Source organism: Stenotrophomonas sp. 63632_Sma, from assembly GCF_056482875.1.
Window position 1 is genome coordinate 4,170,164 of the sequence record NZ_CM151220.1, and the last position, 25,396, is coordinate 4,195,559.

A 25,396-nucleotide genomic window follows, 5' to 3' on the forward strand; every position below is an offset into this window, starting at 1 on the left:
CTGAAATCAAGCCACTTAAGGACTTCGCGGACGTCTCTGGACTTCGCTGGACGTTGATGTGGTGGGCCCACCAGGATTCGAACCTGGAACCAAGGGATTATGAGTCCCCTGCTCTAACCGTTGAGCTATAGGCCCTGCGCAGCTTTACAGTGTAGTGGAGCCTGCGCTCAACCGGCTACCCGCCGGCGCCAAGACACACTGAAAAACCCTCAGCCATCGCTGCGCAACGCCACGCGCCCAGGCTTGCGCAACAGCTGGCTCACCCAAACCGCGCGCCCATCTCCCGCACCCGCTCGGCGTTCGCCCCCGCCAACGACCGCATTGCCGGCGACTGGATCCGCCCGTCAACAGCCACGCACTGCCAGAATGCTTCAGCCACCGGTGCCGCCCAGCGCAGATGCTGCAGATCACCACTGCCCAGCGGCGCGACCGGCGACAGCGGCTCGTCCGCGCGCAACACGCCCAGCTTTGACGGCGCCAGCGACATCGGCAGCATGTCGTAGACCGGCGCCAGCGGCAGCGGGCCGCGATCAATGAAGTGGAAGGCGATGTTGCCGTGGTGCATGTCGCTGTTGCCGATCAGCCGCCCGAACGCGTGACGTCGGCCCATCGCCTGCACGGTGTCGGCCGTCAGCCAGCCTTGATCACGCAGTTCGGCGCCTGCAACCGGCCACGCTGGGGTGACCTCGCCGGTGAACGCAGACGATAGCGACAGCAGCGAGACCAGGCCTCGCCGCCCCAGCAGATCGGGCGTGCGGTCGAAGCGCTCGATTTCCAGGAAGGTGTGCGTAGGCGACTGCAGCAGTTCGCTGGACGCCGCGGCTTGCCCGGACTCGCGCAGGGCCTCAAGCGCCAGATGTTCGCAGACCAGCAGATCGCTCCAGCGCTGGGCGGCGGCGCCTTCATCGGGCTGCGCGAACTTGACCAGGACCGAGCGGCGCCTGCCGTAGGCCTCTACGGTGGCGGTGAACTTGGGTTGCTCGCCACCCGGCGAGGAGCCCACGTCCTCTCCGTCCAGCGCAGCACGCGCACGCTCGCGATACTGTGCAAGACGATCGTCGGCCGCAACCCGATCGATCGGCACCTGCAACGTCTCCATCGCCGCCTCCACGGCGGCGGTACCGAGCAGCAGATCGCCCGCTTCAGTCCCGCCAGCGGTTACCAGGGCCATCAACACATCGTCCGGTTGCCAGCTCTTGAGGTCCTTCGGCAGGCCGAGCGCCTGCGCACGGCCATGGGCGAAGCTGCGACCAAGAAATCCCTGCGGTCGCAGGTCATCCAGGTACCACGGCAAGTCAGGAAAGAAGGCGGCAACGTCACCTTCGGGCGCGCGTCGCAGGTTCGGGCAGTCAGGCCCGGCATCGACGTGGAAGCCGCCTCCTACCAGCGCAATTACCCGCCCCAGCTCCTCCAGCGTCGCATCTTCGCGCAGCCGGTACAGCGGCCATTCGCTGCCGGCCCGGGTGGGCCGCCGCAGTGCATAGGCGGTTGCCCGGGTGCTGCCCATGCGCACCACCTGCGGGCCACTGGCGGCCACCAGCCGGCTGAGCGCCATCCGGTCCACCCCCAGACGCTCGGCCAGCGCCGCGGCAGGTAGCGGCTGGCCGGGGGCCAGCTGAGCGATCAGATCCAGTACCTGTGGGCGTTGAGCGCGTGGCATGTGCATTACGTAATACGAAATTTGTTACGTAATTAGCATCAAAAAAGCGGGACTGCAAGCGCGGCAGTGCACCTATGAGCTTGAAAATAATGGGCATATTCACGAAGAGCCAGCTTCGACGCGGGCCTTCCGTTACATTACTTGTTACGTAATCATAAGCCTCAGCCGAGCATGGGCCGGCCTTTGCAGGGATATGGTGGGCAAAGAAAAACCCCGCCGAAGCGGGGTTTCTCTCAACGCTTCAACAGCCGCTGGAAATCAATCGATATCCAGGAAGCTGCGCAGCTGCTCCGAGCGGCTCGGGTGACGCAGCTTGCGCAGGGCCTTCGCTTCGATCTGGCGGATGCGCTCGCGGGTCACGTCGAACTGCTTGCCGACTTCCTCAAGGGTGTGGTCGGTGTTCATATCGATACCGAAGCGCATGCGCAGCACCTTGGCTTCCCTCGGGGTGAGGCCGGCCAGCACGTCGCGCACGGTTTCAGACAGATTGATGTTGGTGGTGTTCTCGATCGGGGACTCCACGTTGGTGTCCTCGATGAAGTCGCCCAGATGGGAATCCTCGTCGTCGCCGATCGGGGTTTCCATCGAGATCGGCTCCTTGGCGATCTTCATCACCTTGCGGATCTTGTCTTCCGGCATGTCCATTTCCTTGGCCAGCTCCTCCGGCGTAGCCTCGCGGCCGTACTGCTGGAGCATCTGGCGGGAAATGCGGTTCAACTTGTTGATCGTCTCGATCATGTGCACCGGAATACGGATGGTGCGCGCCTGGTCGGCGATCGAGCGGGTGATCGCCTGGCGGATCCACCAGGTGGCGTAGGTCGAGAACTTGTAACCGCGGCGGTACTCGAACTTGTCCACGGCCTTCATCAGGCCGATGTTGCCTTCCTGGATCAGGTCGAGGAACTGCAGGCCGCGGTTGGTGTACTTCTTGGCGATCGAGATCACCAGGCGCAGGTTGGCCTCGACCATTTCCTTCTTGGCCTTGCGCGCCTTGGCTTCACCGTAGGCCATGGCACGGCTGATTTCCTTCAGCTCTTCCAGGTCCAGCTGGGTCAGCTTCTCGATGTCGATCGTCGCCTGCTGTTCGGCGATGATCTGGTCCTTCACTTCGCGCAGGGCCGACGACCACTTCTGCTTGCGCTTCAGCGCATCTTCCACCCATTCCAGATTGGTCTGGTTGCCTTCCCAGGAACGGATGAAGTCCTTGCGCGGCATGCGGGCGGTGACGGTCGCCAGATTCAGCACGCGGCGCTCATGGGCCTTGATCGACGCCATGGTGTCGCGCAGCTGCTTGGTCAGCACGTCGGTCAGCGGCAGCGGCAGCTTCAGGGTGACGAACACCGCCGACATCTCTTCGCGCAGGCGCGGCAGGTTCTTCTTGTCGCCCTTGGTGGCGGCCTTCTTGAAGGCATTGAAGGCATCGCTCAGCGCCTGCATGCGCGCAGCGACTTCCTCCGGATCCGGACCGGTCGGTGCGGCTTCTTCCTCGCCACCCTCGACATCATCGTCCTCGTCCTCGTCGCCTTCGGCGTCGGCATCATCGCTGTCATCGGACGCGGCAGCGGCCGGCGCAGGCACTTCATCGGCCAGATCGTTGAAGCCGACGATCACTTCGGCCAGGCGCTTCTTGCCTTCCTTGTGGGCTTCGTAGTCGGTCAGCAGCGACTCGACCGAGACCGGGAACTGGCCCAGGGCGGCCTGGACCTGCGAAAGGCCTTCCTCGATGCGCTTGGCGATGGCGATTTCGCCTTCGCGGGTCAGCAGCTCGACGGTGCCCATTTCGCGCATGTACATGCGCACCGGGTCGGTGGTACGGCCACCTTCGGTGTCGAGCGCGCTCAGCGCGGCGGCAGCTTCTTCGGCCGCGGTGTCATCGACTTCGCGGTTACCGGTGTTGCCATCGTTGAGAAGCAGGGTTTCCACATCCGGCGCAACTTCATGGACATCGATGCCCATGCCGTTGATCATGCCGATGATGTCTTCGATCTGTTCCGGGTCGACCATGTCGTCCGGCAGATGGTCATTGACTTCGGCGTAGGTCAGGTAGCCCTGTTCCAGGCCCTTGCTGATCAGTTGCTTGATTTCGGATTGGGCAGGACGTTCGTTGGCCATGTAGTGCTCGCGCCACCGGCTAGGGAGAAATAGGGAACGTAGCATTATACCAGCCCGGGGCCCCGCCTGCCGGGCGGTGGTCCCGCAGGCTCAGGGCCTAAGAAGGAAGGTCACGGGACCGTCATTGACCAGGCTGACGACCATATGGGCACCAAATCGGCCCGTTTCCACCCCTGGCACGTGATTTTCACGACAGATCTCGACAAATCGATTGAACCCGCGTTCAGCCTCGTCCGGCGGTGCGGCGCTGGTGAAGCTGGGCCGCATGCCCGAACGGGTATCGGCCGCCAGGGTGAACTGGCTGACCAGCAGCAGGCCGCCGCCGGTGTCGCGCAGCGAGCGGTTCATCTTCCCGGCCTCGTCGGCGAACACCCGGTAGCCCAGCAGGCGCTCGGCCATGCGCCGCAGCTGGGCCTCGGTATCGCCCGGTTCCATGCCCACCAGCGCCAGCAGGCCCGGACCAATCTGGCCGACCGCTTCGTCATCGACGTGGACGGCAGCCTGGCTGACACGCTGGATAAGGACGAGCATCGTGGGCTCCAATGAACGGGGCCGGCCACGATAGCAGCGCCCTTGGCTAAACTGGCGCAGATGAATCCGCAACGCAAAGCCCGGCTGGTCTACCGCGCCACCACCCTGTTCGCCCGCCTGCCCTGGCCGCTGCTGCGGGGAATCGCCCGTGCCCTGTCCTGGACCTGGATCAGTCTCAACGCCCGTGAGAGCCGCGTCACCCGACGCAACCTGGAGCTGGCCTACCCGGACCTGGACCGCGCCACGCGCGACCGCCTGCACCGGGAGCTGCTGCGCTCCACCGCCCTGCAGGCCATCGAGACCCTGCGCCTGTGGAGCCAGGCGCCGGCCGACAACCTGCGCCTGCACCTGAAGCAGCGCCACGGCGAGGCCCTGTACGACGCGGCCCTGGCCAGCGGCAAGGGCGTGATCGTGGCCGCACCTCACTTCGGCAACTGGGAGCTGCTGAACCAGTGGCTGGCCTCGCGCGGGCAGATCGCCATCGTCTACAAGCCACCGGAGGACGAGGCCAGCGATGCCTTCCTGCAGCTGGTGCGGGGCGGCCAGAACGTACAGCAGGTGCGCGCCGAAGGCCCGGCCGTGCGCCAGTTGTTCAAGGTACTCAAGGACGGCGGTGCCACCGGCATCCTGCCCGACCAGCAGCCCAAGGCAGGCGACGGCGTGTTCGTGCCGTTCTTCGGCGTGCAGGCGCTGACCATGACCCTGGTCAACCGGCTGGCCGAGCGCACCGGCGCCACCGTGCTGTACGGCTGGTGCGAGCGCATCGGGCCGGACATGGAATTTGCCCTGCACATCGAGCCGACCGACCCGGCCGTGGCCGACCCGGACCCGCAGGTGGCCGCCACCGCGCTCAATGCCGGCATCGAGCGCATTGCGCGCCGCGATCCTGCCCAGTACCAGTGGACCTACAAGCGCTATACGCTGCGGCCACCGGGCAGCGGCGAGGAAGACCCGTATGCGACCGAAGAGCATCCGCACTGACGGCTGCCGCACTCAGGCCCACCTGGCACCTGCGACCGGCGGCCGCACCACGTTGAATACGACGCCGGCGCCCCCATAGAGACTGCGATGTCCGCCTCCCCCGGTCCTGCCATGCCTGCTGCCTCTTCCCTGTTCGGCGATCCCGCCGCGATCCGCTGCGAACGCGCGGTGGCCGAACTGCGCGCCGGTCGCCCGGTGCTGCTCCACGATGGCCAGGGCCAGCGCCTGGCGGTGATCGCACTGGACAGCGCCACCGCCAGCAGCTTCGCCACGTTCGCCAGCGCCGCGCGCGAGCGCCACTACCTGTTCCTGACCGCTACCCGCGCCCGCGTGCTCGGCGTGGAGGCCCCGGAAGGAGCACGCCTGCCGCTGGCGGGTATTGCCTTCGATGCCCTGCCCTCGCTGGGCTACCTGCGTGAACCGGGCCCGATGCCGGACGGCTGGAGCGCCGGTGACGCCTTCGATGCAGGCGCGGTGGAACTGGCCCGCCTCGGCCTGTTGCTGCCGGCGATGGTGGCGGTGCGCCTGGACGCCGAAGACCGCACCTTCGATGGCGCGGCCGAGGTTGCGCTGTGCGACCTGGCCGAGGGCGCAGCACATGCCGCGCATGACTACGAACTGGTGGCGCGTTCGCCGGTACCGCTGCGCGATGTCGGCATGACCACGTTCGCGGTGTTCCGTGGTGGCGTCGCCCAGCGTGACCAGGTCGCGATCATCGTCGGCGAACCGGATCTGTCGGCGGTGGTACCGGTACGCGTGCACTCCTCGTGCCTGACCGGCGACCTGTTCGGTTCGCTCAAGTGCGACTGCGGCGACCAGCTGCGGCGCGGCCTGCGCAAGCTGAAGGAACTGGGCGGCGGCGTGCTGCTGTACCTGGACCAGGAAGGCCGCGGTACCGGCATCGCGGCCAAGATGCGTGCCTATGGCTACCAGCATGACGGCCTGGACACCATCGATGCCGATGCACAGCTCGGCTTCGGCGCCGACGAACGGCGCTACGGCAGCGCGGTGGCGATGCTGCGCGGCCTGGGCATTTCGCGTGTGGCCCTGCTCAGCAACAACCCGACCAAGGCGCAGCGCCTGCGCAATGCCGGCATCGAAGTGCTGGACTGCATTCCGGTCACCGGCGAGATCACCGCCGAGAACGAACACTACCTGCGTACCAAGGCCGATCGTGCCGGCCACATGCTGGATGTGGACGCGCTGATCCAGGCTGCCCAGTAACGCAGCCGACCTGCTACCGTCTGCGCGGTGCGGCCACGGCCGCCACCGCCCGCCCTGCCACCTGACGGAGCCCGCGTGACCGACGTTCCCCTTACTGCTCCGACCACCGATGCCTGGCAGTCGCTGCCGCGCCGCGCCGCGCGGCTGGCCGCACTGGAAGGTGCCTTCGGCGGCCTGTTTGTGCCGGGCCTGCCGCTGGCCGCAGCCGCGTGGTTCTTCGACCTGCCCGGCGGCCTGTGGACGGCCGCCCTTGGGCTGCTGGTGGGGGCTGCATGTGGCGCGTGGCTCGGCCACCGCCGCCTGGTCCGCACCCGTTGGCGGCTGGACGCACAGGGCCTGGGCCTGCACCGTGACCTGATGTGGCAGCTGGAAACCCGCATTCCCCTGTCGCGCGTGCAGCACCTGGACCTGCGCCGTGGACCACTGGAACGCCGTGCTGGCCTGGCCACGCTGATCGTGCACACCGCCGGCACCCGCATGAGCGCGGTGACCGTCAGCGGCCTGGACGAGGCGGATGCCGAGCGCCTGCGCGATACCCTGTCCCACCAGCTCGACCAGGACGCCGACGCCCTGTGAGCCTGCCACCGCCTCTGCCTGCAGCACTGCCCGCCGGTGGCGAGGACCACCGCCTGCATCCGTGGTCGTGGTTGTTCGTACTGTTGATGCAGTTGCGCCATTACTTCCTGCCGCTGGTCGCACTGCTGGTGTTCGGCCAGCGCGGCGACCGCGACCCGATGTGGGCGCAGCTGATTCCGCTGACGGCAATTGCCGCACTGGTACTGGTGTCGGTGCTGCAGTACCTCAGCTACCGCTACCGTATCGGCAGTGATGCGATCACCGTGCGCAGCGGTCTGCTCGCGCGCAACCGGCGCGAGATTCCGTTCGCGCGCATCCACAACGTGGAGGTGCGACAGAACCCGCTGCACCGTCTGTTTGGTGTGGCCGAGCTGCGCCTGGAATCGGCCGGTGGCGTGCGCCCGGAAGCGGAGATGCGGGTGCTGAAGCTGGACCAGGCGCTGGCGCTGGAACGGCTGGTCCGCCAGCGCGGGCAGGCGCCGCAGGCCGCCGGCATCACCGAGCCCGACCCGGTTGCCAGCACCGCGACTGAGAACGAGCAGGTACTGCTGCGCCTGTCGAGTTGGGACGTGGTACGCATGGGCCTGCTCTCCAACCGCGGCTGGGCGCTGGCGATCGCCGCGTTCGGCGTGCTGTTCCAGACCGTGCCACGGCCGGTGATGGACGATGCCCTCCAGCGCGGTGGACGCGAAGCCTTTGGCTACGCCAGCCATCTGCACCCCGGCGTGACCGGCGCGTTTCTGCTGCTGGCTGCCGCGCTGCTGCTGGGCTGGCTGGCGCTGCGCGTGCTGTCGGTGGTGCTGACGCTGCTGCGCTACCACGGCTTCACCCTCAGCGAGCAGGACCGACGCCTGACCGTATCGGCCGGTCTGCTCAGCCGCACCCGCAGCAGCGTGGCGCGCCGGCGCATCCAGGCCTGGACGCTGCGCGAAGGTACTTTGCAGCGCTGGTTCGGGCTGCGTCAGCTGCGCATCGACAGTGCCGCCGGTGGCCCCGCGCGCGATGAGGACCGCGCCCTGCGCGAACTCGCGCCGCTGGCGTCCAGTACACGTTGTGAGCAGCTGGTGCAGCACCTGCTGCCGCAGCTGCAGTGGCCTCCGCTGCAATGGCAGTCCATTCCGCAGCGCGGCTGGTGGCGGCTGTGCCTGGGCGCACTGGTGCTGGTGCCGCTGCTGGCTGCGGCCGCGTACTGGCGCTGGGGCCCATGGGGCCTGCTGGTGCTGGCGTGGCTACCGGTGGCGCTGCTGGTCGCGCACCGGCAGATGGCACGCATGGGCTGGTACCTGGACGAACACTATGTGGCGGTGCGCGGCGGCTGGTGGAAGCGCTGGTGGCGCTGGGCCGAGCTGGACAAGGTGCAGGGCCTGCGCCTGCAACGCTCGCCGCTGGACAAACTGCTGGGCACCAGCAGCCTGCAGCTGGATACCGCCGGCGCGCATGGTGATGTGGCGCTGACGCTGCATCATCTGCCGCAGGCACAGGCCCAACAGGTGATGGATCAACTGGCCGTGGCGCTGGCGCGGCGCAAGCTGCGCTGGTAAGCACTACAGGTCGTGCCGATCGCCGGCCGGCAACTGCCGCCATTCCCGAGGTTGCCGGCCAGCGGCCGGCACTACCGCGAGCGGGGTCAGCGAGGCATCAGCGCTGCGACGGGCCCCAATACCCCAGGTCCTTGCGGATCTGCAGATCGCGCACCCAGCTGCCGAATGGCTTGCGCCGCAACGCACCCATTTCACCGGACAGGAAATCCTCGGTGGCCGCGATCACCCGTTCACTGGAGCGGCCATCGCGGTAAGGGTGGATGGCATCGGCGTAGCGCACGATTTCCGCCTGCAGCGCGGCGTCCGGGTGCAGCGCGCGCTGCAGCATCGCCTGCAGCTGCGCAGGATCATCGAAGTCGATCATGTGCAGCTTCGGCACGCGGTTGCGGAAGGTCACCACCGGCTTGTGCTGCACGATGAACTCCGAAACGATCGATGAGGTGTCCGACACCAGCACATCGGCGGCACGCTGCGCGGCCATCACCTGCTCCGGCTCGATGAAGCGGGCATTGGCACCGGCCAGCGCGCGGTAGCGTTCGAACAGTTCCGGTGGGCACTTCGGGTGCAGGGTCAGCAGCCAGTAGTGGTCACCGGCGGCGATATCAGCGGCGATCTGCGCATGCAGGTGCGGAGCCGCGCTGAGCCGCTCGGTGAAGGTGGAACCGAACAGGATCACCGGGCGGTCACCGGCCGGTGCGCGCAGCGCGGAACTCTCGCCTCCGTCATCGCGGAACAGCGGGTCCAGCTTCGGCCAGCCAGTCTCGGCCACGGCGAAGTGGCCCTGCAGGCTGGCGATCTCGCGGAACGGTGCGGTCGTGGCCGGCCCCTGCGTGCAGTACAGGTCGAACATGCCGCGCACCCGGAAGTGGCCGCGCGCACTGTCCCGCTTCTCCACGTTGAAGCCATGGAACAGCTGCACCTTGGCCCCCGAAAGGAAGGTCGGCACCCAGTTGGCCGCGCTGAACACCGCCCGCGGACGCATTGCCAGGGCCTGCTTCAGGCCCACGTTGGGCACCCCCGGCAGGCTGCTGCCGGCCGCGCCGTCCTCGAACCAGGCCGCCACCTCCTGCCCGGACGCGTGCAAGGCCTGCGCCAACGGGGCGAGAATAGGCAGCGCATAGCGCTCCGTCGCAAACAACAGGTACCCGGCCATCATGTCCTCCACGACCGCTCCCATCGAACGGCCTCGCATCTCGGCGTGCATTATCGCGTTCAACGAGGCCGGGCGCATCGGCGACTGCCTGGCCTCGCTGGCCTTCTGCGATGAGATCGTGGTGGTGGACTCGCAGTCCACCGATGCCACCGTAGCCATCGCCGAGTCCGCCGGTGCCCGCGTGCTGCAGCGCCGGTTCGAGGGCTTCCGCAGCCAGAAGGCGTTCTGCGTCGAGCAGGCCAGCCACGACTGGGTGCTGTGCCTGGACGCCGACGAGCGCATCAGCCCCGAGCTGCGCACGGCCATCGAGCAGGCCCGCGACGGTGGCTTCGGCGGCCAGGCCGGCTACCGCTTCGCCCGCCTCTCGGAGTACTTCGGGAAGTTCCTGCGCCATGGCAATGCCTACCCGGACCGGGTGATGCGCCTGTTCGACCGCCGCCGCGGCGGCTGGCGCGGCAAGCGCGAGATCCACGAGGCGGCCAGTGTCGACGGTAGTGTGGGCACCCTGCGCGGCGACCTGATCCACTATCCGTACCGGTCATTGCAGCAGCAGCTGGCCAAGACCGAGAAGTACGCGCGGATGATGGCCGAGCACGAGTTCGCACGCGGCAAGCGGGCCACGCTGGGCAAGCTGGTGCTGGCGCCGGCCTGGCGGTTCTGGCGCGGCTTCCTGTTCCGTGGCGGCTTCCGCGACGGCTGGCATGGTCTGGTCTACGCCTACGTCCGCGCCAACTACGTGCGGCAGAAGACCATCATGCTGTGGATGCTGGGCAATGGACAGGCGGTGGCCGACCCGGCACCTTCCGCGGACCAGCCTTGACCACGCTGTGTCACACTGCGTGGGCGTTGCCTGAAGACCCCCCATGAAAATCCTGTACACCAACTTCCACTACGGCGACGGTGGCGGCCACACCACGTACATCGTCTCGCTGGCGCGTGCGCTGCACGGCCAGCACACGCTCCACGTCGCCGCGCCGGCCGACAGCCGCCTGCTGCGGACCATGGCCGATGAAGGCATTGCCCGCACACTGCCGATTGCGTTCGGCAGCGGCCTGCCAACGCTGCCCCGGCAGCTGGCCGAACAGCGCGCGCTGCGCAGGCTGGTGCACGATGAAGGCATCGACCTGATCCATGTCAACGGTGCACGCGACCACCGCTTCGTGATGCAGGGGCTGCTGGGCATGCGCCGCCCGCCGATCGTGCTGACCAAGCACAACAGCAAACCCACCAATACCTTTGGCAATGCGCTGCGCGCACGCTGGGCCACCGATCGGCTGATCGCGGTCTCGGCCGACACCAAGCGCCTGCTGGAACAGGGCCCGTACCGTCGCTGCCCGATCGACGTGGTCCGCAATGGCGTTGACCTGGAGCGCTACTCACCGCAGCCGGCCGGCACCGGCAGCGCGCTGCGCCAGCAGTGGACGCAGGATCCACAGGCGCTGGTGCTGGTCAGCAACGCCGGCACCGACGATTACAAGGGCTGGATCGACCTGGCCCGGGCCATCGCACGACTGCCCGATGCGGTGCGTCCGCATGTGCACATGGCCGTGGCCGGCCACCTGCCCAGCGCGCAGCAGCGCGAACAGGTGCAGGCGCTGGGCGAGGTGGCCGCGCAGGTGCACTTCACCGGCCTGCTGGCCGATACCCGTGTCCTGATCGCGGCCGGCGATGCTGGCTTCGTACTGTCCCATGACGTCGAGACGATCTCCTTCGCCTGCCGCGAGATGATGGCCAGCGCCAAGCCGATGCTGGTCAGCGACTACGCGGGCCTGCCGGAGAACATCGAACAAGGCGTCGATGGCTGGGTGGTTGCCACACGCGACATCGACGCCATCGCCGCCCAGGTACAGGCGCTGTACGCACAGCGCGATGCGCTGCCGGAACAGGGCCGCGCAGCACGCCGCCATGCACAGCGGGAGTTCGGCCTGCAGACATTCGCCGACGCCACGCTGGCCAGCTATCACGCCGCCCTGGCCAGCACCTGAGCCACGCTCCCCGAACGCTCAATCGGTGATGCCGGGCCCCTGCAGGCGGCGCTCGTGCTCGAGTTCCGCCACTGACGGCCGGCAGTCGCCGGCGACCGCATCGGCAGGCACCAGCCACCAGCGGCGACGATTGGAAATGCCCGCCATCTCGGCCCGCGCACGATCGATGCAGGCCTGCATCGCATCCTCGTTCACCAGCAGCCAGCGTTGCTGCGGAACCAGCCGCTGCCAGCGCACGGCCGCCTGCAGCTGTTGATGCCAACGTGCTTCGAATCCAAAGGTGGCCGCCGGGCGATCGGCCATCAGCAGGTTCTGCTCTTTCCATGCCACCAGTCCCAGCTCGGCCTGCGGGCCGATGCGTGCACTCACTTCACGCATCAGGCCACGGGCCGAGCTGGAGTCGTTCAACACCGGATAACCGACCAGGCTGTACAGCACCCAGACTCCTGCCAGGGTAGAGGCCAGGGCAACGTGCCGACGCTGGCGCCCGCACACCCACAGGCTCAAGGCCGACCAGACCGCCATCGCCAGCGCCGCCCAGGCCAGCGCATCGGTGGCACCGGGAAGCAACCCGCGGCCATGGGTAAGGCGCACTTCGAAATCCGGATCACCCAGCAGCGCCAGCGCACCGACCAGCCCCAGCGCCAGTGCCAGCAACGCGGTGAATGCGCCCAGCACGCGCTGCACATCGCGCCGCCTCAGCAACCCGGGCAGCAACGGCGCCAGCGCCAGGCAGAACATCGGCAATGCCGGCAGGATGTAGACGTCGCGCTTGCCGTGCGGAAGGGAGAAGAACAGCACGACCAGCAGCCACCAGGCCAACGGCAGCAGGTAGCGCGCATCGCGCCGGCGCAGCCGCCGGAACCAGGCCGGAAGCGCCCAGGGCAGCAGCAGAAACGCGGGAATCCACATCGACGGCATGATCGCCAGGAAGTACCACCACGGCTGGTGATGGTCCCAGGACTGCGTATAGCGCCGCGCGGTCTGCCGGAACAGGATGTCGTCCATGTAGGCGCGGTACGGCTCCGAACCGGTGGCGAAGCCTGCCAGCAGCATCGGCGCCAGCCACAACGACACCGCCAGCAGGAAGGCCAACGGTGCCAGCCAGAAACGCAGGTCGCGCACGTGCAGGCGTACCCGCGGCCAGTGCAGCACGGATGCGACTGCCGCCGGCGCGATCATCATCAGCGCCAGCACGCCTACGCCCTTGGTGATCACACCGATGCCGGCAAAGAACCAGCCCAGCCACCACCAGCGCCAGGCCGGACCCAACAGCAGATGGCGCAGCAGGCCGTAGTTGGCCAGGGTGATGAACAGCACCACCAGCGGATCGATCTGCGCCTTCTTCGCCTGGAAGGTGAAGTGCAGCGCGAACAGCAGTGCCCAGCCCGCGTACAGCCCCACCTGCCGCGTCCACAGGCGGCGGCCGAGATCGACCACGCACCACAGCGTGCCCAGCGCGGCCAGCAGCGAGGGCAGCAGGAACGCCACCCGCCAGTGGCCGACCAGGCTGTACATCGCCGCCTGCAACCACATCAGCATCGGCGGCTTGTCCGAATACAGCTCGGGGCCGCGATGCGGGAACAACCAGTAGCCACTGTCGACCATCTGCTTGGCCACCAGCGCGAAACGTGGCTCATCCGAGGGCCATGGATCACGGAGGCCCAGGCCGGCCCCCAGCACCAGCAGGGCCATCACCACCAACAACCACGTCTGGCGCGACGCGTGGGCTTTCAGCATGGGACTCGAAACGGCAGCGGGGGTCAGGCTGCTTTTAACAGACGCGCGTAGAAGAAACCGTCAGCATCGTTTTCACCCGGCAGCCGCTGGCGCGCCACCCCTTCGCAATCCACGCCGAATGCATCGCCCAGCGGCTGCGCCACGGCATCCGGATGCCACTTCAGGAACGCGCGCACCTGATCGATGTTCTCGGCGCGCAGGATCGAACAGGTGGCATACAACAGAACGCCGCCCGGGCGCAGCATCGACCAGCAGGCTTCCAGCAGGCGCGCCTGCACGCCGACCAGTGCATCGATGTCTTCGGCGCGACGGTGGAACATCACATCAGGCTGGCGGCGGATCACGCCGGTCGCCGAGCACGGCGCATCAAGCAGGATCGCGTCGAACGGCACGCCATCCCACCAGGCGCCCGGATCACTGGCATCTGCCGCCAGGGTCTGCGCATGCTCGCCCACGCCGGTACGGGTGTAGGTATCGCGTGCACGGGCCAGGCGGCGCGCGTCGATATCCAGCGCCAGCAGGCGCAGGCTGGGGTCGCGCTCGAGCAGGTGCGCCGACTTGCCGCCGGGGGCCGCACAAGCATCCAGCACGCGGGCACCGGCCACCGGGGCTAGCGCATCGGCGGCACACTGCGCCGACAGGTCCTGCACCGAGATCGCGCCCTCGGCGAAGCCGGGCAGCTGATTCACGGCAACCGGAGAGGCCAGGCGCAACGCGTCGGCACTGAGCGGACTGGCTTCTGCGGCAATGCCGGCTTCGGCCAGCGCGGCCAGTGCCTTGTCACGACCGCCCTGCTGGCGGTTGGCGCGCAGCCACAGGGGCGCCGGTTGCAGGCTGGCGCTGAAGATCGCGTCGGCCTGTGCCGGCCAATCGCGTTCCACCGCATCGGCCAGCCATTCCGGGAAGGCATCGCGCGCTGGCTGCTCCGGGAAACCTTCGCGCTGCGCGCGGCGCAGGATCGCATTGACCAGGCCCGCCTGGCGCTCACGGCCCAGGGCACGCGCGGCATCGACGGTGGCCGACAGCGCCGCGTGCGCCGGCAGCTCCAGCACGTCCAGCTGGGCGAACCCGACCATCAGCAGCGTGCGCAGATCGGCATCACGCGCCGACAGCGGCTTCTGCATCCACGACTGCAGCGCCGCGTCATAGGTGCTGCGGCGGCGCAGGACGGCGAAACACAGGGCTTCCAGCAGCGCACGGTCGCGGCTGTCGGCCAGCTTCGGCAGCGCCCAGGCCAGTTCGGCCTTCAGCGAACGGCCACGGGTGAACACCTGTGCCAGCACACGTGCGGCCAGCATGCGCGTGGCCGCGCCCGGCGCCGCCTTGGCGACGGAGAAATCGTTCTGCTTCGACACCGCTTATGCCCCCACGCGCAGATCGCGGCGGGCGTTGAGGTAGTCGGCCGCAGTAATCGCCTTGCCACCTTCCCGCTGCAGCACACGCAGGCGCAGTGCGCCCTGGCCACAGGCGATATCGATGCCATCGCGGCTGGCCGCCAGCACCGTGCCCTGCGCCTGGCCGTGGGCCTCATCCAGCGCCACCGCGCCATGGATGCGCACCCGCTCGCCAGCCAGCGTCGCCTCGGCGATCGGCCACGGATTGAAGGCGCGCACGGTGCGTGCCAGCGCCCCTGCATCCAGCGCCCAGTCCAGACGGGCCTCGGCCTTGTCCAGCTTGTGCGCATAGGTCACGCCCTGCTCCGGCTGCGGCCGCGCGATCGGCTTGATGCCGGCCCGCAGCAGGCCCAGGCCGTCGGACAGCACCTGCGCGCCCAGTTCCGCCAGCTTGTCATGCAGCTGGCCACCGGTATCGGTGGCCGCGATCGGCAGCTCCTGGTGCAGCAGCACCGGGCCGGTATCCAGGCCGGCCTCCATCTGCATCAGGCAGACGCCGGTCTTCGCATCGCCGGCCTGGATCGCGCGCTGGATCGGCGCGGCACCGCGCCAGCGCGGCAGCAGCGAGGCATGCACGTTCCAGCAGCCGTGGGTCGGAATGGCCAGCACCGCCTTGGGCAGGATCAGGCCATAGGCCACCACCACCATCAGGTCCGGCTGCAGGTCGCGCAGCTGCTGCTGGGCGGCTTCATCCTTCAGCGATTCGGGCTGATAGACCGGAATGCCACGGGCCACGGCTTCAAGCTTGACCGGCGACGGCGCCAGGCCACGGCCACGGCCGGCCGGACGATCAGGCTGGGTGTAGACGGCCACGACCTCATGGTGGCGCGCAGCCGCGCGCAGCGACGACACCGCGAATTCCGGCGTACCGGCAAAGACAATCCTCATGGCTACCCCACTTGCAGGATGGATTCGTGCAGGAAAGAAAACGGCGCCGTCGGCCGGCGCCGTACAGCCCGCGCGCGTCGCGCAGGCACGGGCCACCCGATGGGCGGCCCGGATTGGCGATCACGCCACGTGCTTGCGCTGCTTGGCCAGCTTCTTGCGCACCATCTCGCGCTTGAGCGGCGACAGATAGTCGATGAACAGCTTGCCGTCCAGGTGATCCATCTCGTGCTGGATGCAGGTGGCCAGCACTTCGCCGGCTTCCAGCTGCTGTTCCTGGCCGTTGCGGTCCAGGTACTTCACGGTGATGGTATCGGCGCGGGTCACGTCGGCGAAGATGCCCGGAACCGACAGGCAGCCCTCCTGATACACCCGGCCTCCGTCCTTGGCGACGATTTCCGGGTTGATGAACACATGCGGTTCATTCTTTTCTTCGCTGACGTCGATGACCATGAAGCGCTTGTGCACGTCCACCTGGGTGGCGGCCAGGCCGATGCCCGGGGCGTCGTACATGGTCAGGAACATGTTGTCGATCAGTTCCTGGAAGGCCGGCGTGGTGACTTCGGCGGCTTCGATCAACGCAGCCTTGGTACGCAGGCGCGGATCGGGGAACTCGAGAATGGGGAGAAGGGCCATGGCTGTTTCCGGATAGGGGGCCGGCACGCCGGCATACGTCGCAGATTCTAGCTCCAACGCTTGCCTTGCGCCCCGGTTTCTGGACTATAGTGCGCGGACCTGTTGGGGAATCAGGGCTTCACACCTATGTTGCTTCGTTTTCGTACGGTCGTCGCCGCGGCGATGCTGACCGTGGCTGCCTATGCTACCGCCGTGGAAGTGAATGGCGGGCACCCGGACACCTATGTGGTCCGAAAAGGGGATACGTTGTGGGATATCGCCGCACGTTTCCTGCAGAAGCCGTGGCTGTGGCCGGAGATCTGGCAGGCCAATCCGCAGATCGCCAATCCGCACCTGATCTATCCCGGTGACGTGCTCAGCCTGGCCTATCTGGACCGGGTGACCGTCGCTGCCAAGCCCGGCCCGCGCCAGGAAGCCCCGATCGATGCCATTCCGCTGGCCCAGGTCGAGCCGTTCCTGAAGCAGCTGAGCGTGGTCGACAGCATCGAGCAGCTACCCTACGTGGCCGGCCTGGAAGAAGAACGCCTGCGCGTCACCAGCGGCAGTGCGGTCTACGTGCGCCTGGCCGACGCCCAGCTGGGCCAGCGCTGGGCCGTGGTCCGCCCGACCGTGCGCTACGCCCAGCCCAAGCCGACCGAGGACCTGACCGCCAACGGCGACGTCACCCCCGGCAGCGGCAACCTGTGGCGGGCCTACAACGCCCCCAACCACCGCCGCGGCATACTCGGCTATGAGCTGGCCCAGGTCGCCACCGGCACCATCACCCATGTCGCCGGCGGCAAGGTCGAGGCGTCCACCCTGGTGCTGGACAAGAACGAAGGCGGCCGCGAGGTGCGTGCCGGCGACCGCCTGGTCCCGGTCGAGGCCAAGCCGTACGACCTGCAGTTCGTCCCCCATGTCCCGGCCGCCGGTGTCGAGGGCGTCGATGTGCGCGTGCTGGCCGTCACCGACATGTTCACCGCCGCTGGCCCGCGCGATGTGATCGCGATTTCCGCAGGTCGCGCCCAGGGCGTGGACAACGGCACCGTGTTCTCGCTGTGGCGCCCGGGCCGCCACGTGGCGCACCGCATGAAGTACCCCACCTCGTCGCGCATGGACGATTCGCTCAGCACCGGCGCCGGCCGGGTTTCGCTGCCGGACGAATACGCCGCGCACGCCATGGTGTTCCGTACCTTCGACAACGTCAGCTACGCGCTGGTGATGCAGGGCGTGAAGCCGGTGCGCGTGGGGTTCAACGCACTGCACCCGGACGCGAAGTAACCAGTCCCGGGTTGCCCGGCCACTGCAGGTAGTCACTTCCGCTTCTACAGGCACCTCCGGCAAAACCTGACAGCCACATGCGAAGGCGCCCTAGGGCGCCTTTGTTGTATGCGCTCGATAGTGGGGAGATGACCAACCAAGCTGACGAGGCGCTGCTGCGCCTGTTGATGGCAGGCGGCGCGCTGGCGCCACGGCGGGCACTGCTGCAGGCCGCAGGCAGCGCGGAGATTGCGATCGCGCAGGGCGCCGCGAACTGGCGCGCGCACGGCTGCACGCCCGAGCAGTGCGCCGCGCTGGAATGCCCGGACACCCGGGCCTGGGCCGTGGCACGGCGCTGGCTGGAAGACGACAACCAGCACCTGCTGGCCTTCACCGATCCGGCATTCCCCCCGCCCCTGCTGGATGTCCCGAACCCACCCCTGGCGCTGTTCATCGCCGGCGACCCCAGCCTGGCCTGGCGCCCGTCGGTGGCGCTGGTCGGCAGCCGCTCGCCGACGCCGGGCGGACGCGCCCTGGCCGCCCGGTTTGCCGGCTGCTTCGTCGAAGCCGGGCTGGCGGTGACCAGCGGCCTGGCGGCAGGCATCGACGCGGCCGCCCACCAGGCCACGCTGGACGCCGGTGGCTGCACCGTGGCGGTGATCGGCACCGGCCCGGACCGGGCTTACCCGGACAGCCACGCCAGGCTGCAGGCCCGGATCGCCACCGAAGGCGCAGTGCTCAGCGAATACCTCCCGGGCACACCGGCACGCCCCGGTCACTTTCCAGCCCGCAACCGCCTGGTGGCCGGGCTGGCGCTGGCGACGGTGGTGGTCGAGGCCGCCCAGCGCTCCGGCGCATTGATCACCGCACGCCTGGCCGCCGAGGCCGGCCGCGAGGTCTGTGCCCTGCCCGGTTCGGTACTCAACCCACGCGCCGCGGGCTGCCACCGGTTGATCCGCGAGGGTGCCGCACTGGTCGAGCGCCCGGAGGAGGTCCTTGAACTGCTGGCGCCCGCCCTTCGCCAGCAGCTGCCGGGCTTGCAATCACGGCTCGCCACCCCCACTGAACAGGCACCGCCGGCACTCCTGCCGGCGCGCTGGGCCGACGACCCTGACTACCAGAGCTTGTGGCGGGCCCTGGACCACAACCCAAGCGGTATGGATTCACTGATCACGCGCTGTGGATTGACGGCGCCCCAGGTGTCCTCCATGCTGCTGGCCATGGAACTGGCGGGAATCGTGGTGTGCGTACACGGCCGCTACTGTCGAACTCCCTAGTTTCTTCACCTCCACAGCGTCGCGCGACGCAGGCCGAGGGGCAATGAAAGAGAGCATCCTGGACGTACTGCTGTACCTGTTTGAACACTATTTCAGCGAAGATGCGGACCTGATCCGTGACCGCGATTCGCTCCAGAACGGCCTGATCCAGGCCGGTTTCAGCCCAACCGAGATCAACAAGGCATTCGACTGGCTCGATGCCCTGGCCGCGCAGCGGCCGAGCGTGGCCCAGGCACGGGTCGATGGCCCCGTGCGCGTCTACCACGGCCCCGAGCTGGACAAGCTGGACGTGGAATGCCGTGGTTTCCTGCTGTACCTGGAACAGCACGGCATCCTCGACGCCGACCAGCGCGAGCTGGTGCTGGACCGGGCCATGGCCCTGGACCAGGACGAACTGGACCTGGACGACCTGAAGTGGGTCGTGCTGATGGTGCTGTTCAACCAGCCCGGCTCCGAGGCGGCGTACGCCTGGATGGAGACGCAGATGTTCATGGACGAGCCAGAACCCCTGCACTGACCGTACACTTGGGGGCATAGCGCATTCAGGAGCGTCCCCGTGAGCGAGTGGTTCCATGCAGAAGGCAACCGGCAGCAGGGTCCGCTGCCGGCGGAACAGTTGGTCGAGTTGTTCCGCAACAACCAGATCTCCCTGGACACCCTGGTCTGGCGCGACGGCCTGCCGCAATGGCAGCCGTTGCGCACCGTGGTCGACGAACTCGGCCTGATCGTGCCGGCGCTGGACGCTGCCGCACCGCCGGTGGAACCCGAGCCCGATCCGGAACCGGTGGCACCGCCTCCGCCGCAGCCGCCGGTACTGCCGCCGTCCACGCCCTACACCACCAGTGCATCGGCCACCGCCCTGCCGGCGCCGAAGAAGAAGCTGTCCGGCTGCGCCCTCACTGCGATCATCGGCGGCGGCCTGCTGCTGGTGCTGGTACCGATCCTCGCCATCCTGGCCGCCATCGCCCTGCCCGCCTACAAGGACTACACCGTGCGCGCCAAGGTCGCCGGCGCAGTGTCCGCGCTGCAGCCGTTGAAGGACCAGGTGCAGCATTTCGCCGATGACGAAGGCCGTTGCCCGGGCGCCAACGACGCCGGCTTCCCGGCCCCGGGCGACTTCACCCAGGTCGGTCTCTCGGCAGTGAACATCGGTCGCTTCAACAATGGCCACTGCGGCATCGAAGCCACCCTGGCGCTGCCCGGCAAGAGCCTTGATGGCGACCTGCTGTGGCTGGAATACGATCGCGACAGCGGCCGCTGGGAATGCAGTGGCGAAAGCAACGACAAGTACCTGCCGCCGACGTGCCGCGGCTGAACCACGCGCACGCCAGCACCTCCAAGGATGATTCAACAGGGAACATGCAATGACTGAGTGGTACTACGCCGAAGGACAGCAACGCCAGGGCCCGCTGCCGGTCCAGGAGATCCGCCAGCGCTTCCAGCGCGGCCAGCTGAACCTGGACACCCTGGTCTGGCGCGAAGGCATGGCGCAGTGGGCTGCGCTGCGCCAGGTGGTCGACGAACTGGGACTGCAGACACTGGCCGACGCCAGCACGGCCACCGGCAGTGGCGGCTTCGACCTGCGTGGCGACTATGCCGCCATCGACAACGGTACGGCGCCACTGCCTGGCACCGGCGCGCTCAGCAGTTCGCCCTACAGCGCCCCTGCGGCGCTCGGCGGCGGCGGCCATGCCCAGCCGGTGATGGGCGGCGAAGTGGTCTACGCGGGCTTCTGGAAGCGCGTGGCGGCCTACATGATCGACTACTTCGTGCTGGCCATCCCCGGCGGCATCATCGGCGCCATCCTCGGTGTGGTGCTTGGTGCCAGCATGGGTGCGGTGGGCAGCGGCGAATCGGCCATCGAAATCGTGGCCCAGCTGGCCAGTGCCCTGATCAACCTGGCCATCGGCATGGCGTACTACACCTGGTTCCATGCCTCGCAGGGCGGTGCCACGCTGGGCAAGATGGCGGTCGGCATCAAGGTCGTGCGCAGCAATGGCGAGCGCCTGACCAAGGCCCGCGCATTTGGTCGCTACTGGGCCGCGGTGCTCAGCACCTTCACCCTCGGCATCGGTTTCCTGATGGCCGCCTTCACCGAGCGCAAGCAGGGCCTGCACGACATGATCTGCGACACCCTGGTGGTCGACCGCTGGGCCTACACCGACCAGCCGCAGCTGCAGCGCCGGGAGCTGGGAACGGTCACCGTGCTGGTACTGGTGCTGACCGGCCTGCTGTCGCTGGTGGGCCTGGCCCTGCTGGTATTCGCGGTCGGCTTCATCGCCAAGATGGCCTCCTGAACGGCCATCCTCACGTCTGGCTGCTTGACAGGGGCTGGCCGGGCGTGATTCCTCTAACAAGGTGAAACCTGAACGCCCGGCACATTACCGGGCGTTCAGTTTATGGATTTGCCCGTGGCCGCTTCACTAATGCGGCCGTTTGCTCCACCCTAGCGGCCCCTTCCCCACGGTTCGCCCCACAGACCCTGCTGCCATGCCCAAGCACCTGCTCATCGTCGAATCGCCGGCCAAGGCCAAGACGATCAACAAATACCTCGGCAAGGACTACACGGTCCTGGCCTCGTATGGGCATGTGCGTGACCTGATTCCGAAGGAAGGCGCAGTCGACCCGGACAACGGGTTCGCCATGCACTACGACGTCATCGACAAGAACGAGAAGCACGTCGATGCAATCGCCAAGGCCGCCAAGGGCGCCGACGACATCCTGCTGGCGACCGACCCGGATCGCGAGGGTGAAGCGATCAGCTGGCACATCGCCGAGATCCTGAAGGAACGCGGGCTGGTCAAGGACAAGCCGATGCAGCGCGTGGTGTTCACCGAGATCACCCCGCGCGCCATCAAGGAAGCCATCAGCCAGCCACGCGCGATCGCCAGCGACCTGGTCGACGCCCAGCAGGCGCGCCGCGCGCTGGACTACCTGGTCGGTTTCAACCTGTCGCCGGTGCTGTGGCGCAAGGTCCAGCGCGGCCTGTCCGCCGGCCGCGTGCAGAGCCCGGCGCTGCGCATGATCGTCGAGCGCGAGGAAGAGATCGAAGCCTTCATCGCCCGCGAGTACTGGTCGATCGCCGCCGAGTGCGCGCACCCGTCGCAGCACTTCAACGCCAAGCTGATCAAGCTGGACGGGCAGAAGTTCGAACAGTTCACCATCACCGACGGCGACACCGCCGAGGCCGCCCGCCTGCGCATCCAGCAGGCCGCGCAGGGCTCGCTGCATGTCACCGACGTGGCCAGCAAGGAGCGCAAGCGCCGCCCGGCACCGCCGTTCACCACCTCCACCCTGCAGCAGGAAGCCTCGCGCAAGCTCGGCTTCACCACCCGCAAGACCATGCAGGTGGCGCAGAAGCTGTATGAAGGCGTGGCCATCGGCGACGAAGGCACCGTCGGCCTGATCTCGTACATGCGTACCGACTCGGTGAACCTGTCGCAGGACGCGCTGGCCGAGATCCGCGACGTGATCGCCCGCGACTACGGCATCGCCTCGCTGCCGGACCAGCCGAACACCTACCAGACCAAGTCGAAGAACGCCCAGGAAGCGCACGAAGCGGTGCGCCCGACCTCGGCGCTGCGCACGCCTGCGCAGGTGGCGCGCTACCTGACCGATGACGAGCGCAAGCTGTACGAGCTGATCTGGAAGCGTGCGGTGGCCTGCCAGATGATTCCGGCCACCCTCAACACCGTCAGCGTCGATCTGTCCGCCGGCAGCGAACACGTGTTCCGCGCCAGCGGCACCACCGTGGTGGTGCCCGGCTTCCTGGCCGTGTACGAAGAAGGCAAGGACAACAAGAGCGCCGAAGACGAGGACGAAGGCCGCAAGCTGCCGGCGATGAAGCCCGGCGACCGCGTGCCGCTGGAACGCATCCAGGCCGAACAGCATTTCACCCAGCCGCCGCCGCGCTACACCGAAGCGGCGCTGGTGAAGGCGCTGGAAGAGTACGGCATCGGCCGTCCCTCGACCTACGCCTCGATCATCCAGACCCTGCTGTTCCGCAAGTACGTGGAAATGGAAGGCCGCAGCTTCCGCCCGTCCGACGTCGGCCGCGCGGTGTCCAAGTTCCTGTCCAGCCACTTCACCCGGTACGTGGACTACGACTTCACCGCCAAGCTGGAAGACGAGCTCGACGCCGTCTCGCGTGGCGAAGAAGAGTGGATCCCGCTGATGGCCCGCTTCTGGGAGCCGTTCAAGGAGCTGGTGGAAGACAAGAAGGAATCGGTCGACCGTGCCGAGGCCAGTGGCGCGCGCGAGCTCGGCACCGACCCCAAGACCGGCAAGCCGGTCAGCGTACGCCTCGGCCGCTTCGGGCCTTACGCTGCCATCGGCAGCACCGCCGAGGACGCCGAGGAGAAGCCGAAGTTCGCCTCGCTGCGCCCCGGCCAGTCGATGCACACCATCTCGCTGGAAGACGCGCTGGAACTGTTCCTGATGCCGCGCGCGCTGGGTGAGGACAAGGGCGAACCGGTCAGCGTCGGCATCGGCCGTTTCGGTCCGTTCGCCAAGCGCGGCAGCACGTATGCCTCGCTGAAGAAGGAAGACGACCCGTACACCATCGACCTGGCCCGCGCCGTGTTCCTGATCGAAGAGAAGGAAGAGATCGCGCGCAACCGGATCATCAAGGAGTTCGAGGGCAGCGACATCCAGGTGCTGAACGGCCGTTTCGGCCCGTATATCAGCGACGGCAAGATGAACGGCAAGATCCCCAAGGATCGCGAACCGGCCTCGCTGACCCTGGCCGAAGTGCAGCAGCTGATGGAAGAAACCGGCAAGCCGGTGCGCAAGGGCTTCGGCGCCAAGAAGGCTGCCGCGAAGAAGGCCCCGGCAAAGAAGGCCGCGGTGAAGAAGGAAGCGGCGCCGAAGAAGGCCGCTGCAAAGAAAGCGCCTGCCAAGAAGGCCGCGGCCAAGAAAGCAGTAAAGAAGGCCGCCGCGAAGAAAGCCCCGGCGAAGAAGGCCGCTGCAAAGAAGTAGATCCACGCCATGCGTGGATGAGGGTCAAGGTGTGCGGACCAACGGTCCGCACCCACCATCAGCAGTCAGTACCTACCGCTGATGCCGGCCAGCGGCCGGCACTACCGGGTGCCAGGGTCCACCCCTTCTGCACGCGGCAGGGGGATAATGAAGGCCCACGCCGGGCCGGTCGCCGCCATGAAAGAACTCACCCTGGACTCTGCTGTCGCCACGCTCCGCGCGGGCGGCGTGATCGCCTACCCGACCGAAGCGGTCTGGGGTCTGGGCTGTGATCCCTCGCACGAAGCTGCGGTGCACATGGTGCTGCGGCTGAAGCAGCGCCCGATCGAGAAAGGCATGATCCTGGTCGCGGCCGAACTGGCGCAGCTGGAAGGCTGGGTGCGGCTGCAGGCGCTGCCCGACGCCCGCCAGCGCGCGGTGCTGGCCAGCTGGCCCGGTGCCAACACCTGGATCCTGCCTGCCGGCCCGCGCGCGCAGCCCTGGGTCACCGGCGAACACAGCGGTATCGCGGTGCGCATCAGCGCGCACCCGCTGGTGGCCGAACTCTGCCGCGCCTGGGGCGGCCCGCTGGTCTCCACCAGCGCCAACCTGGCCGGCGAACCACCGGCACGCAGCCGCGAAGAACTGGACCCGCGCCTGCTGCGCCTGCTCGACGGCATCCTCGATGGGCAGACCGGCGGCCTGGCCCAGCCCACCCCGATCCGCGACGCGCTCAGCGGCAACGTGCTGCGCTCCTGAGCCGGCGATTGCGCTGCTGCGGACAATCACGCACCCTGCCGCCATGACCCTGCTACGCGCCACCTTGAGCCTGTGCCTGCTGCTGCCGTGGACGGCACCCGCGGCCGAGGACGTGCGTGTCTACCGCTGCGTTGCCAGCAACGGTGCCGTCGCCCTGCAGGACAGGCCGTGCAACAGCGGCCGCCAGCAGGTGCGCGACCTGCAGCGCCCGCGCGATCCCGCTCCACGGGTGGTGCGCAGTGATGCCACGCCTCCGCCGCCCAGCGAAACCCCGGTCATCCGCGAGCGCGAAGTCCGCCACGTCTACATCCAGCCGCCGCAGCCGATGTACGAGTGCGTGAGCGAGGACGGACGGCGCTATACCAGCGACAACAACGAAGGCAATCCGCGCTGGGTGCCGCTGTGGACCAGTGTCTGGCTGCCGCACGGCCATCGTGGTCCAGCCTATCCCGGACCACGCCCGGCCATCGGCACGCCGATCGGCGAAGGCACGGGTTATCGGCGCCCCTCGATCGGCATGGACGTGCAGGTGCCGGCCGGCAGCGTGCTGGTCCGCGACAGCTGCCATGCGTTGCCACCACAGGAAGTCTGCGCACGGCTGAGTGACCGCCGCTGGGAGCTGGATCGCCGTTACAACAGCGCGCTGCAGAGTGAACGCACCGCCATCAGCAACGAACAGCGCGGTATCGATGCGCGCCTGTCGCGCGATTGCGAACGCTGAGCGCAGCACGCCGTCGCAGCCTGTAC

The 25,396-nt window shown here is 67.9% G+C and carries 22 protein-coding genes and 1 tRNA gene; 14 read left to right on the top strand and 9 right to left on the bottom strand.

Annotated elements, in window-relative coordinates; translation table 11 throughout:
• Positions 1-59: 59 nt before the first annotated feature.
• The 4 genes from ACZK45_RS19375 to dtd all read right to left on the bottom strand — a co-directional run bounded on the left by ACZK45_RS19375 (position 60) and on the right by dtd (position 4,303).
• A tRNA-Ile gene (locus tag ACZK45_RS19375) sits at positions 60-135 on the bottom strand.
• 124 nt (positions 136-259) lie between these two features.
• On the bottom strand, positions 260-1,660 hold the full coding sequence (yjjJ, locus tag ACZK45_RS19380; protein WP_065428852.1) for a type II toxin-antitoxin system HipA family toxin YjjJ: 1,401 nt from the start codon (positions 1,658-1,660) through the stop codon (positions 260-262).
• 258 nt (positions 1,661-1,918) lie between these two features.
• Complete coding sequence (gene rpoD, locus ACZK45_RS19385; protein WP_032128565.1) at positions 1,919-3,772, bottom strand: RNA polymerase sigma factor RpoD; 1,854 nt, start codon at positions 3,770-3,772, stop codon at positions 1,919-1,921.
• Between the two features lie 90 nt (positions 3,773-3,862).
• Entirely contained in the window at positions 3,863-4,303 is a 441-nt protein-coding gene (gene dtd, locus ACZK45_RS19390) for a D-aminoacyl-tRNA deacylase (protein WP_478445099.1), read from the bottom strand.
• 60 nt (positions 4,304-4,363) lie between these two features.
• Here dtd and ACZK45_RS19395 point away from each other — a divergent pair, with 60 nt between their 5' ends.
• The 4 genes from ACZK45_RS19395 (at position 4,364) to ACZK45_RS19410 (ending at position 8,625) form a co-directional block, all read left to right on the top strand.
• Positions 4,364-5,284, top strand: a complete 921-nt coding sequence (locus ACZK45_RS19395) for a lauroyl acyltransferase (RefSeq protein WP_032128563.1) — start codon at positions 4,364-4,366, stop codon at positions 5,282-5,284.
• 87 nt (positions 5,285-5,371) lie between these two features.
• Complete coding sequence (gene ribA / locus ACZK45_RS19400; protein ID WP_125892204.1) at positions 5,372-6,508, top strand: GTP cyclohydrolase II RibA; 1,137 nt, start codon at positions 5,372-5,374, stop codon at positions 6,506-6,508.
• 75 nt (positions 6,509-6,583) lie between these two features.
• Positions 6,584-7,084, top strand: coding sequence for a PH domain-containing protein (locus ACZK45_RS19405; protein WP_478445100.1), 501 nt, complete (start codon positions 6,584-6,586; stop codon positions 7,082-7,084).
• On the top strand, positions 7,081-8,625 hold the full coding sequence (locus tag ACZK45_RS19410) for a PH domain-containing protein (RefSeq protein WP_293794017.1): 1,545 nt from the start codon (positions 7,081-7,083) through the stop codon (positions 8,623-8,625). Before ACZK45_RS19405 ends, ACZK45_RS19410 begins: the two co-directional genes overlap by 4 nt.
• Positions 8,626-8,722: 97 nt before the next feature.
• Here ACZK45_RS19410 and ACZK45_RS19415 read toward each other — a convergent pair whose 3' ends face one another.
• A complete protein-coding gene (locus tag ACZK45_RS19415) occupies positions 8,723-9,781 on the bottom strand; it encodes a CDP-glycerol glycerophosphotransferase family protein (protein WP_478445901.1) in 1,059 nt (352 codons plus the stop codon).
• Here ACZK45_RS19415 and ACZK45_RS19420 point away from each other — a divergent pair.
• Entirely contained in the window at positions 9,780-10,598 is an 819-nt protein-coding gene (locus ACZK45_RS19420; RefSeq protein WP_107433229.1) for a glycosyltransferase family 2 protein, read from the top strand. The two genes, ACZK45_RS19415 and ACZK45_RS19420, sit on opposite strands and share 2 nt — an antisense overlap.
• Positions 10,599-10,641: 43 nt before the next feature.
• Positions 10,642-11,763: a glycosyltransferase family 4 protein gene (locus ACZK45_RS19425; RefSeq protein WP_125892196.1), complete on the top strand. Its 1,122-nt coding sequence runs from the start codon at positions 10,642-10,644 to the stop codon at positions 11,761-11,763.
• A gap of 18 nt (positions 11,764-11,781) precedes the next feature.
• Here ACZK45_RS19425 and ACZK45_RS19430 read toward each other — a convergent pair whose 3' ends face one another.
• The 4 genes from ACZK45_RS19430 to def form a co-directional block, all read right to left on the bottom strand.
• Entirely contained in the window at positions 11,782-13,503 is a 1,722-nt protein-coding gene (locus tag ACZK45_RS19430) for an ArnT family glycosyltransferase (RefSeq protein WP_478445101.1), read from the bottom strand.
• 23 nt (positions 13,504-13,526) lie between these two features.
• Positions 13,527-14,858 carry a 16S rRNA (cytosine(967)-C(5))-methyltransferase RsmB gene (rsmB, locus tag ACZK45_RS19435; protein WP_010481181.1) on the bottom strand — a complete coding sequence of 444 codons (1,332 nt, stop codon included), beginning with the start codon at positions 14,856-14,858 and terminating at the stop codon, positions 13,527-13,529.
• A 3-nt stretch (positions 14,859-14,861) separates the two neighbouring features.
• Complete coding sequence (fmt, locus tag ACZK45_RS19440) at positions 14,862-15,785, bottom strand: methionyl-tRNA formyltransferase (RefSeq protein ID WP_478445102.1); 924 nt, start codon at positions 15,783-15,785, stop codon at positions 14,862-14,864.
• Between the two features lie 120 nt (positions 15,786-15,905).
• Positions 15,906-16,418 (bottom strand): peptide deformylase, encoded by a 513-nt coding sequence (def, locus tag ACZK45_RS19445; protein ID WP_008267110.1) that lies wholly within the window; start codon positions 16,416-16,418, stop codon positions 15,906-15,908.
• Positions 16,419-16,544: 126 nt separating this feature from the next.
• Here def and ACZK45_RS19450 point away from each other — a divergent pair, with 126 nt between their 5' ends.
• The 8 genes from ACZK45_RS19450 (at position 16,545) to ACZK45_RS19485 (ending at position 25,370) form a co-directional block, all read left to right on the top strand.
• A complete protein-coding gene (locus ACZK45_RS19450; RefSeq protein WP_032128553.1) occupies positions 16,545-17,678 on the top strand; it encodes a LysM peptidoglycan-binding domain-containing protein in 1,134 nt (377 codons plus the stop codon).
• A 128-nt stretch (positions 17,679-17,806) separates the two neighbouring features.
• Complete coding sequence (gene dprA / locus ACZK45_RS19455; protein WP_125892190.1) at positions 17,807-18,934, top strand: DNA-processing protein DprA; 1,128 nt, start codon at positions 17,807-17,809, stop codon at positions 18,932-18,934.
• Between the two features lie 43 nt (positions 18,935-18,977).
• Positions 18,978-19,451, top strand: coding sequence for a DUF494 family protein (locus ACZK45_RS19460; RefSeq protein WP_005411195.1), 474 nt, complete (start codon positions 18,978-18,980; stop codon positions 19,449-19,451).
• A 39-nt stretch (positions 19,452-19,490) separates the two neighbouring features.
• The gene (locus ACZK45_RS19465; protein WP_478445103.1) at positions 19,491-20,249 is read left to right on the top strand and encodes a pilin; all 759 of its coding nucleotides are present in this window, start codon (positions 19,491-19,493) and stop codon (positions 20,247-20,249) included.
• Between the two features lie 49 nt (positions 20,250-20,298).
• Positions 20,299-21,231, top strand: a complete 933-nt coding sequence (locus ACZK45_RS19470) for an RDD family protein (protein WP_478445104.1) — start codon at positions 20,299-20,301, stop codon at positions 21,229-21,231.
• 193 nt (positions 21,232-21,424) lie between these two features.
• On the top strand, positions 21,425-23,911 hold the full coding sequence (locus ACZK45_RS19475) for a DNA topoisomerase I (protein WP_336685182.1): 2,487 nt from the start codon (positions 21,425-21,427) through the stop codon (positions 23,909-23,911).
• 147 nt (positions 23,912-24,058) lie between these two features.
• On the top strand, positions 24,059-24,649 hold the full coding sequence (gene tsaC / locus ACZK45_RS19480) for an L-threonylcarbamoyladenylate synthase type 1 TsaC (RefSeq protein WP_019338925.1): 591 nt from the start codon (positions 24,059-24,061) through the stop codon (positions 24,647-24,649).
• 43 nt (positions 24,650-24,692) lie between these two features.
• Positions 24,693-25,370, top strand: coding sequence for a DUF4124 domain-containing protein (locus ACZK45_RS19485; protein ID WP_049401000.1), 678 nt, complete (start codon positions 24,693-24,695; stop codon positions 25,368-25,370).
• The last annotated feature ends 26 nt before the right edge of the window (positions 25,371-25,396 follow it).

Bases quoted from the DNA above. Each gene is read 5' to 3' on its own strand.
- tsaC (WP_019338925.1), top strand. From the start codon at position 24,059: ATGAAGGCCCACGCCGGGCCGGTCGCCGCCATGAAAGAACTCACCCTG.
- ACZK45_RS19470 (WP_478445104.1), top strand. From the start codon at position 20,299: ATGACTGAGTGGTACTACGCCGAAGGACAGCAACGCCAGGGCCCGCTG.
- ACZK45_RS19460 (WP_005411195.1), top strand. From the start codon at position 18,978: ATGAAAGAGAGCATCCTGGACGTACTGCTGTACCTGTTTGAACACTAT.
- ACZK45_RS19475 (WP_336685182.1), top strand. From the start codon at position 21,425: ATGCCCAAGCACCTGCTCATCGTCGAATCGCCGGCCAAGGCCAAGACG.
- rpoD (WP_032128565.1), bottom strand. From the start codon at position 3,772: ATGGCCAACGAACGTCCTGCCCAATCCGAAATCAAGCAACTGATCAGC.
- ribA (WP_125892204.1), top strand. From the start codon at position 5,372: ATGTCCGCCTCCCCCGGTCCTGCCATGCCTGCTGCCTCTTCCCTGTTC.
- def (WP_008267110.1), bottom strand. From the start codon at position 16,418: ATGGCCCTTCTCCCCATTCTCGAGTTCCCCGATCCGCGCCTGCGTACC.
- fmt (WP_478445102.1), bottom strand. From the start codon at position 15,785: ATGAGGATTGTCTTTGCCGGTACGCCGGAATTCGCGGTGTCGTCGCTG.
- dtd (WP_478445099.1), bottom strand. From the start codon at position 4,303: ATGCTCGTCCTTATCCAGCGTGTCAGCCAGGCTGCCGTCCACGTCGAT.
- ACZK45_RS19450 (WP_032128553.1), top strand. From the start codon at position 16,545: ATGTTGCTTCGTTTTCGTACGGTCGTCGCCGCGGCGATGCTGACCGTG.
- ACZK45_RS19425 (WP_125892196.1), top strand. From the start codon at position 10,642: ATGAAAATCCTGTACACCAACTTCCACTACGGCGACGGTGGCGGCCAC.
- yjjJ (WP_065428852.1), bottom strand. From the start codon at position 1,660: ATGCCACGCGCTCAACGCCCACAGGTACTGGATCTGATCGCTCAGCTG.
- ACZK45_RS19395 (WP_032128563.1), top strand. From the start codon at position 4,364: ATGAATCCGCAACGCAAAGCCCGGCTGGTCTACCGCGCCACCACCCTG.
- ACZK45_RS19485 (WP_049401000.1), top strand. From the start codon at position 24,693: ATGACCCTGCTACGCGCCACCTTGAGCCTGTGCCTGCTGCTGCCGTGG.
- dprA (WP_125892190.1), top strand. From the start codon at position 17,807: ATGACCAACCAAGCTGACGAGGCGCTGCTGCGCCTGTTGATGGCAGGC.
- ACZK45_RS19420 (WP_107433229.1), top strand. From the start codon at position 9,780: ATGTCCTCCACGACCGCTCCCATCGAACGGCCTCGCATCTCGGCGTGC.
- ACZK45_RS19415 (WP_478445901.1), bottom strand. From the start codon at position 9,781: ATGATGGCCGGGTACCTGTTGTTTGCGACGGAGCGCTATGCGCTGCCT.
- ACZK45_RS19430 (WP_478445101.1), bottom strand. From the start codon at position 13,503: ATGCTGAAAGCCCACGCGTCGCGCCAGACGTGGTTGTTGGTGGTGATG.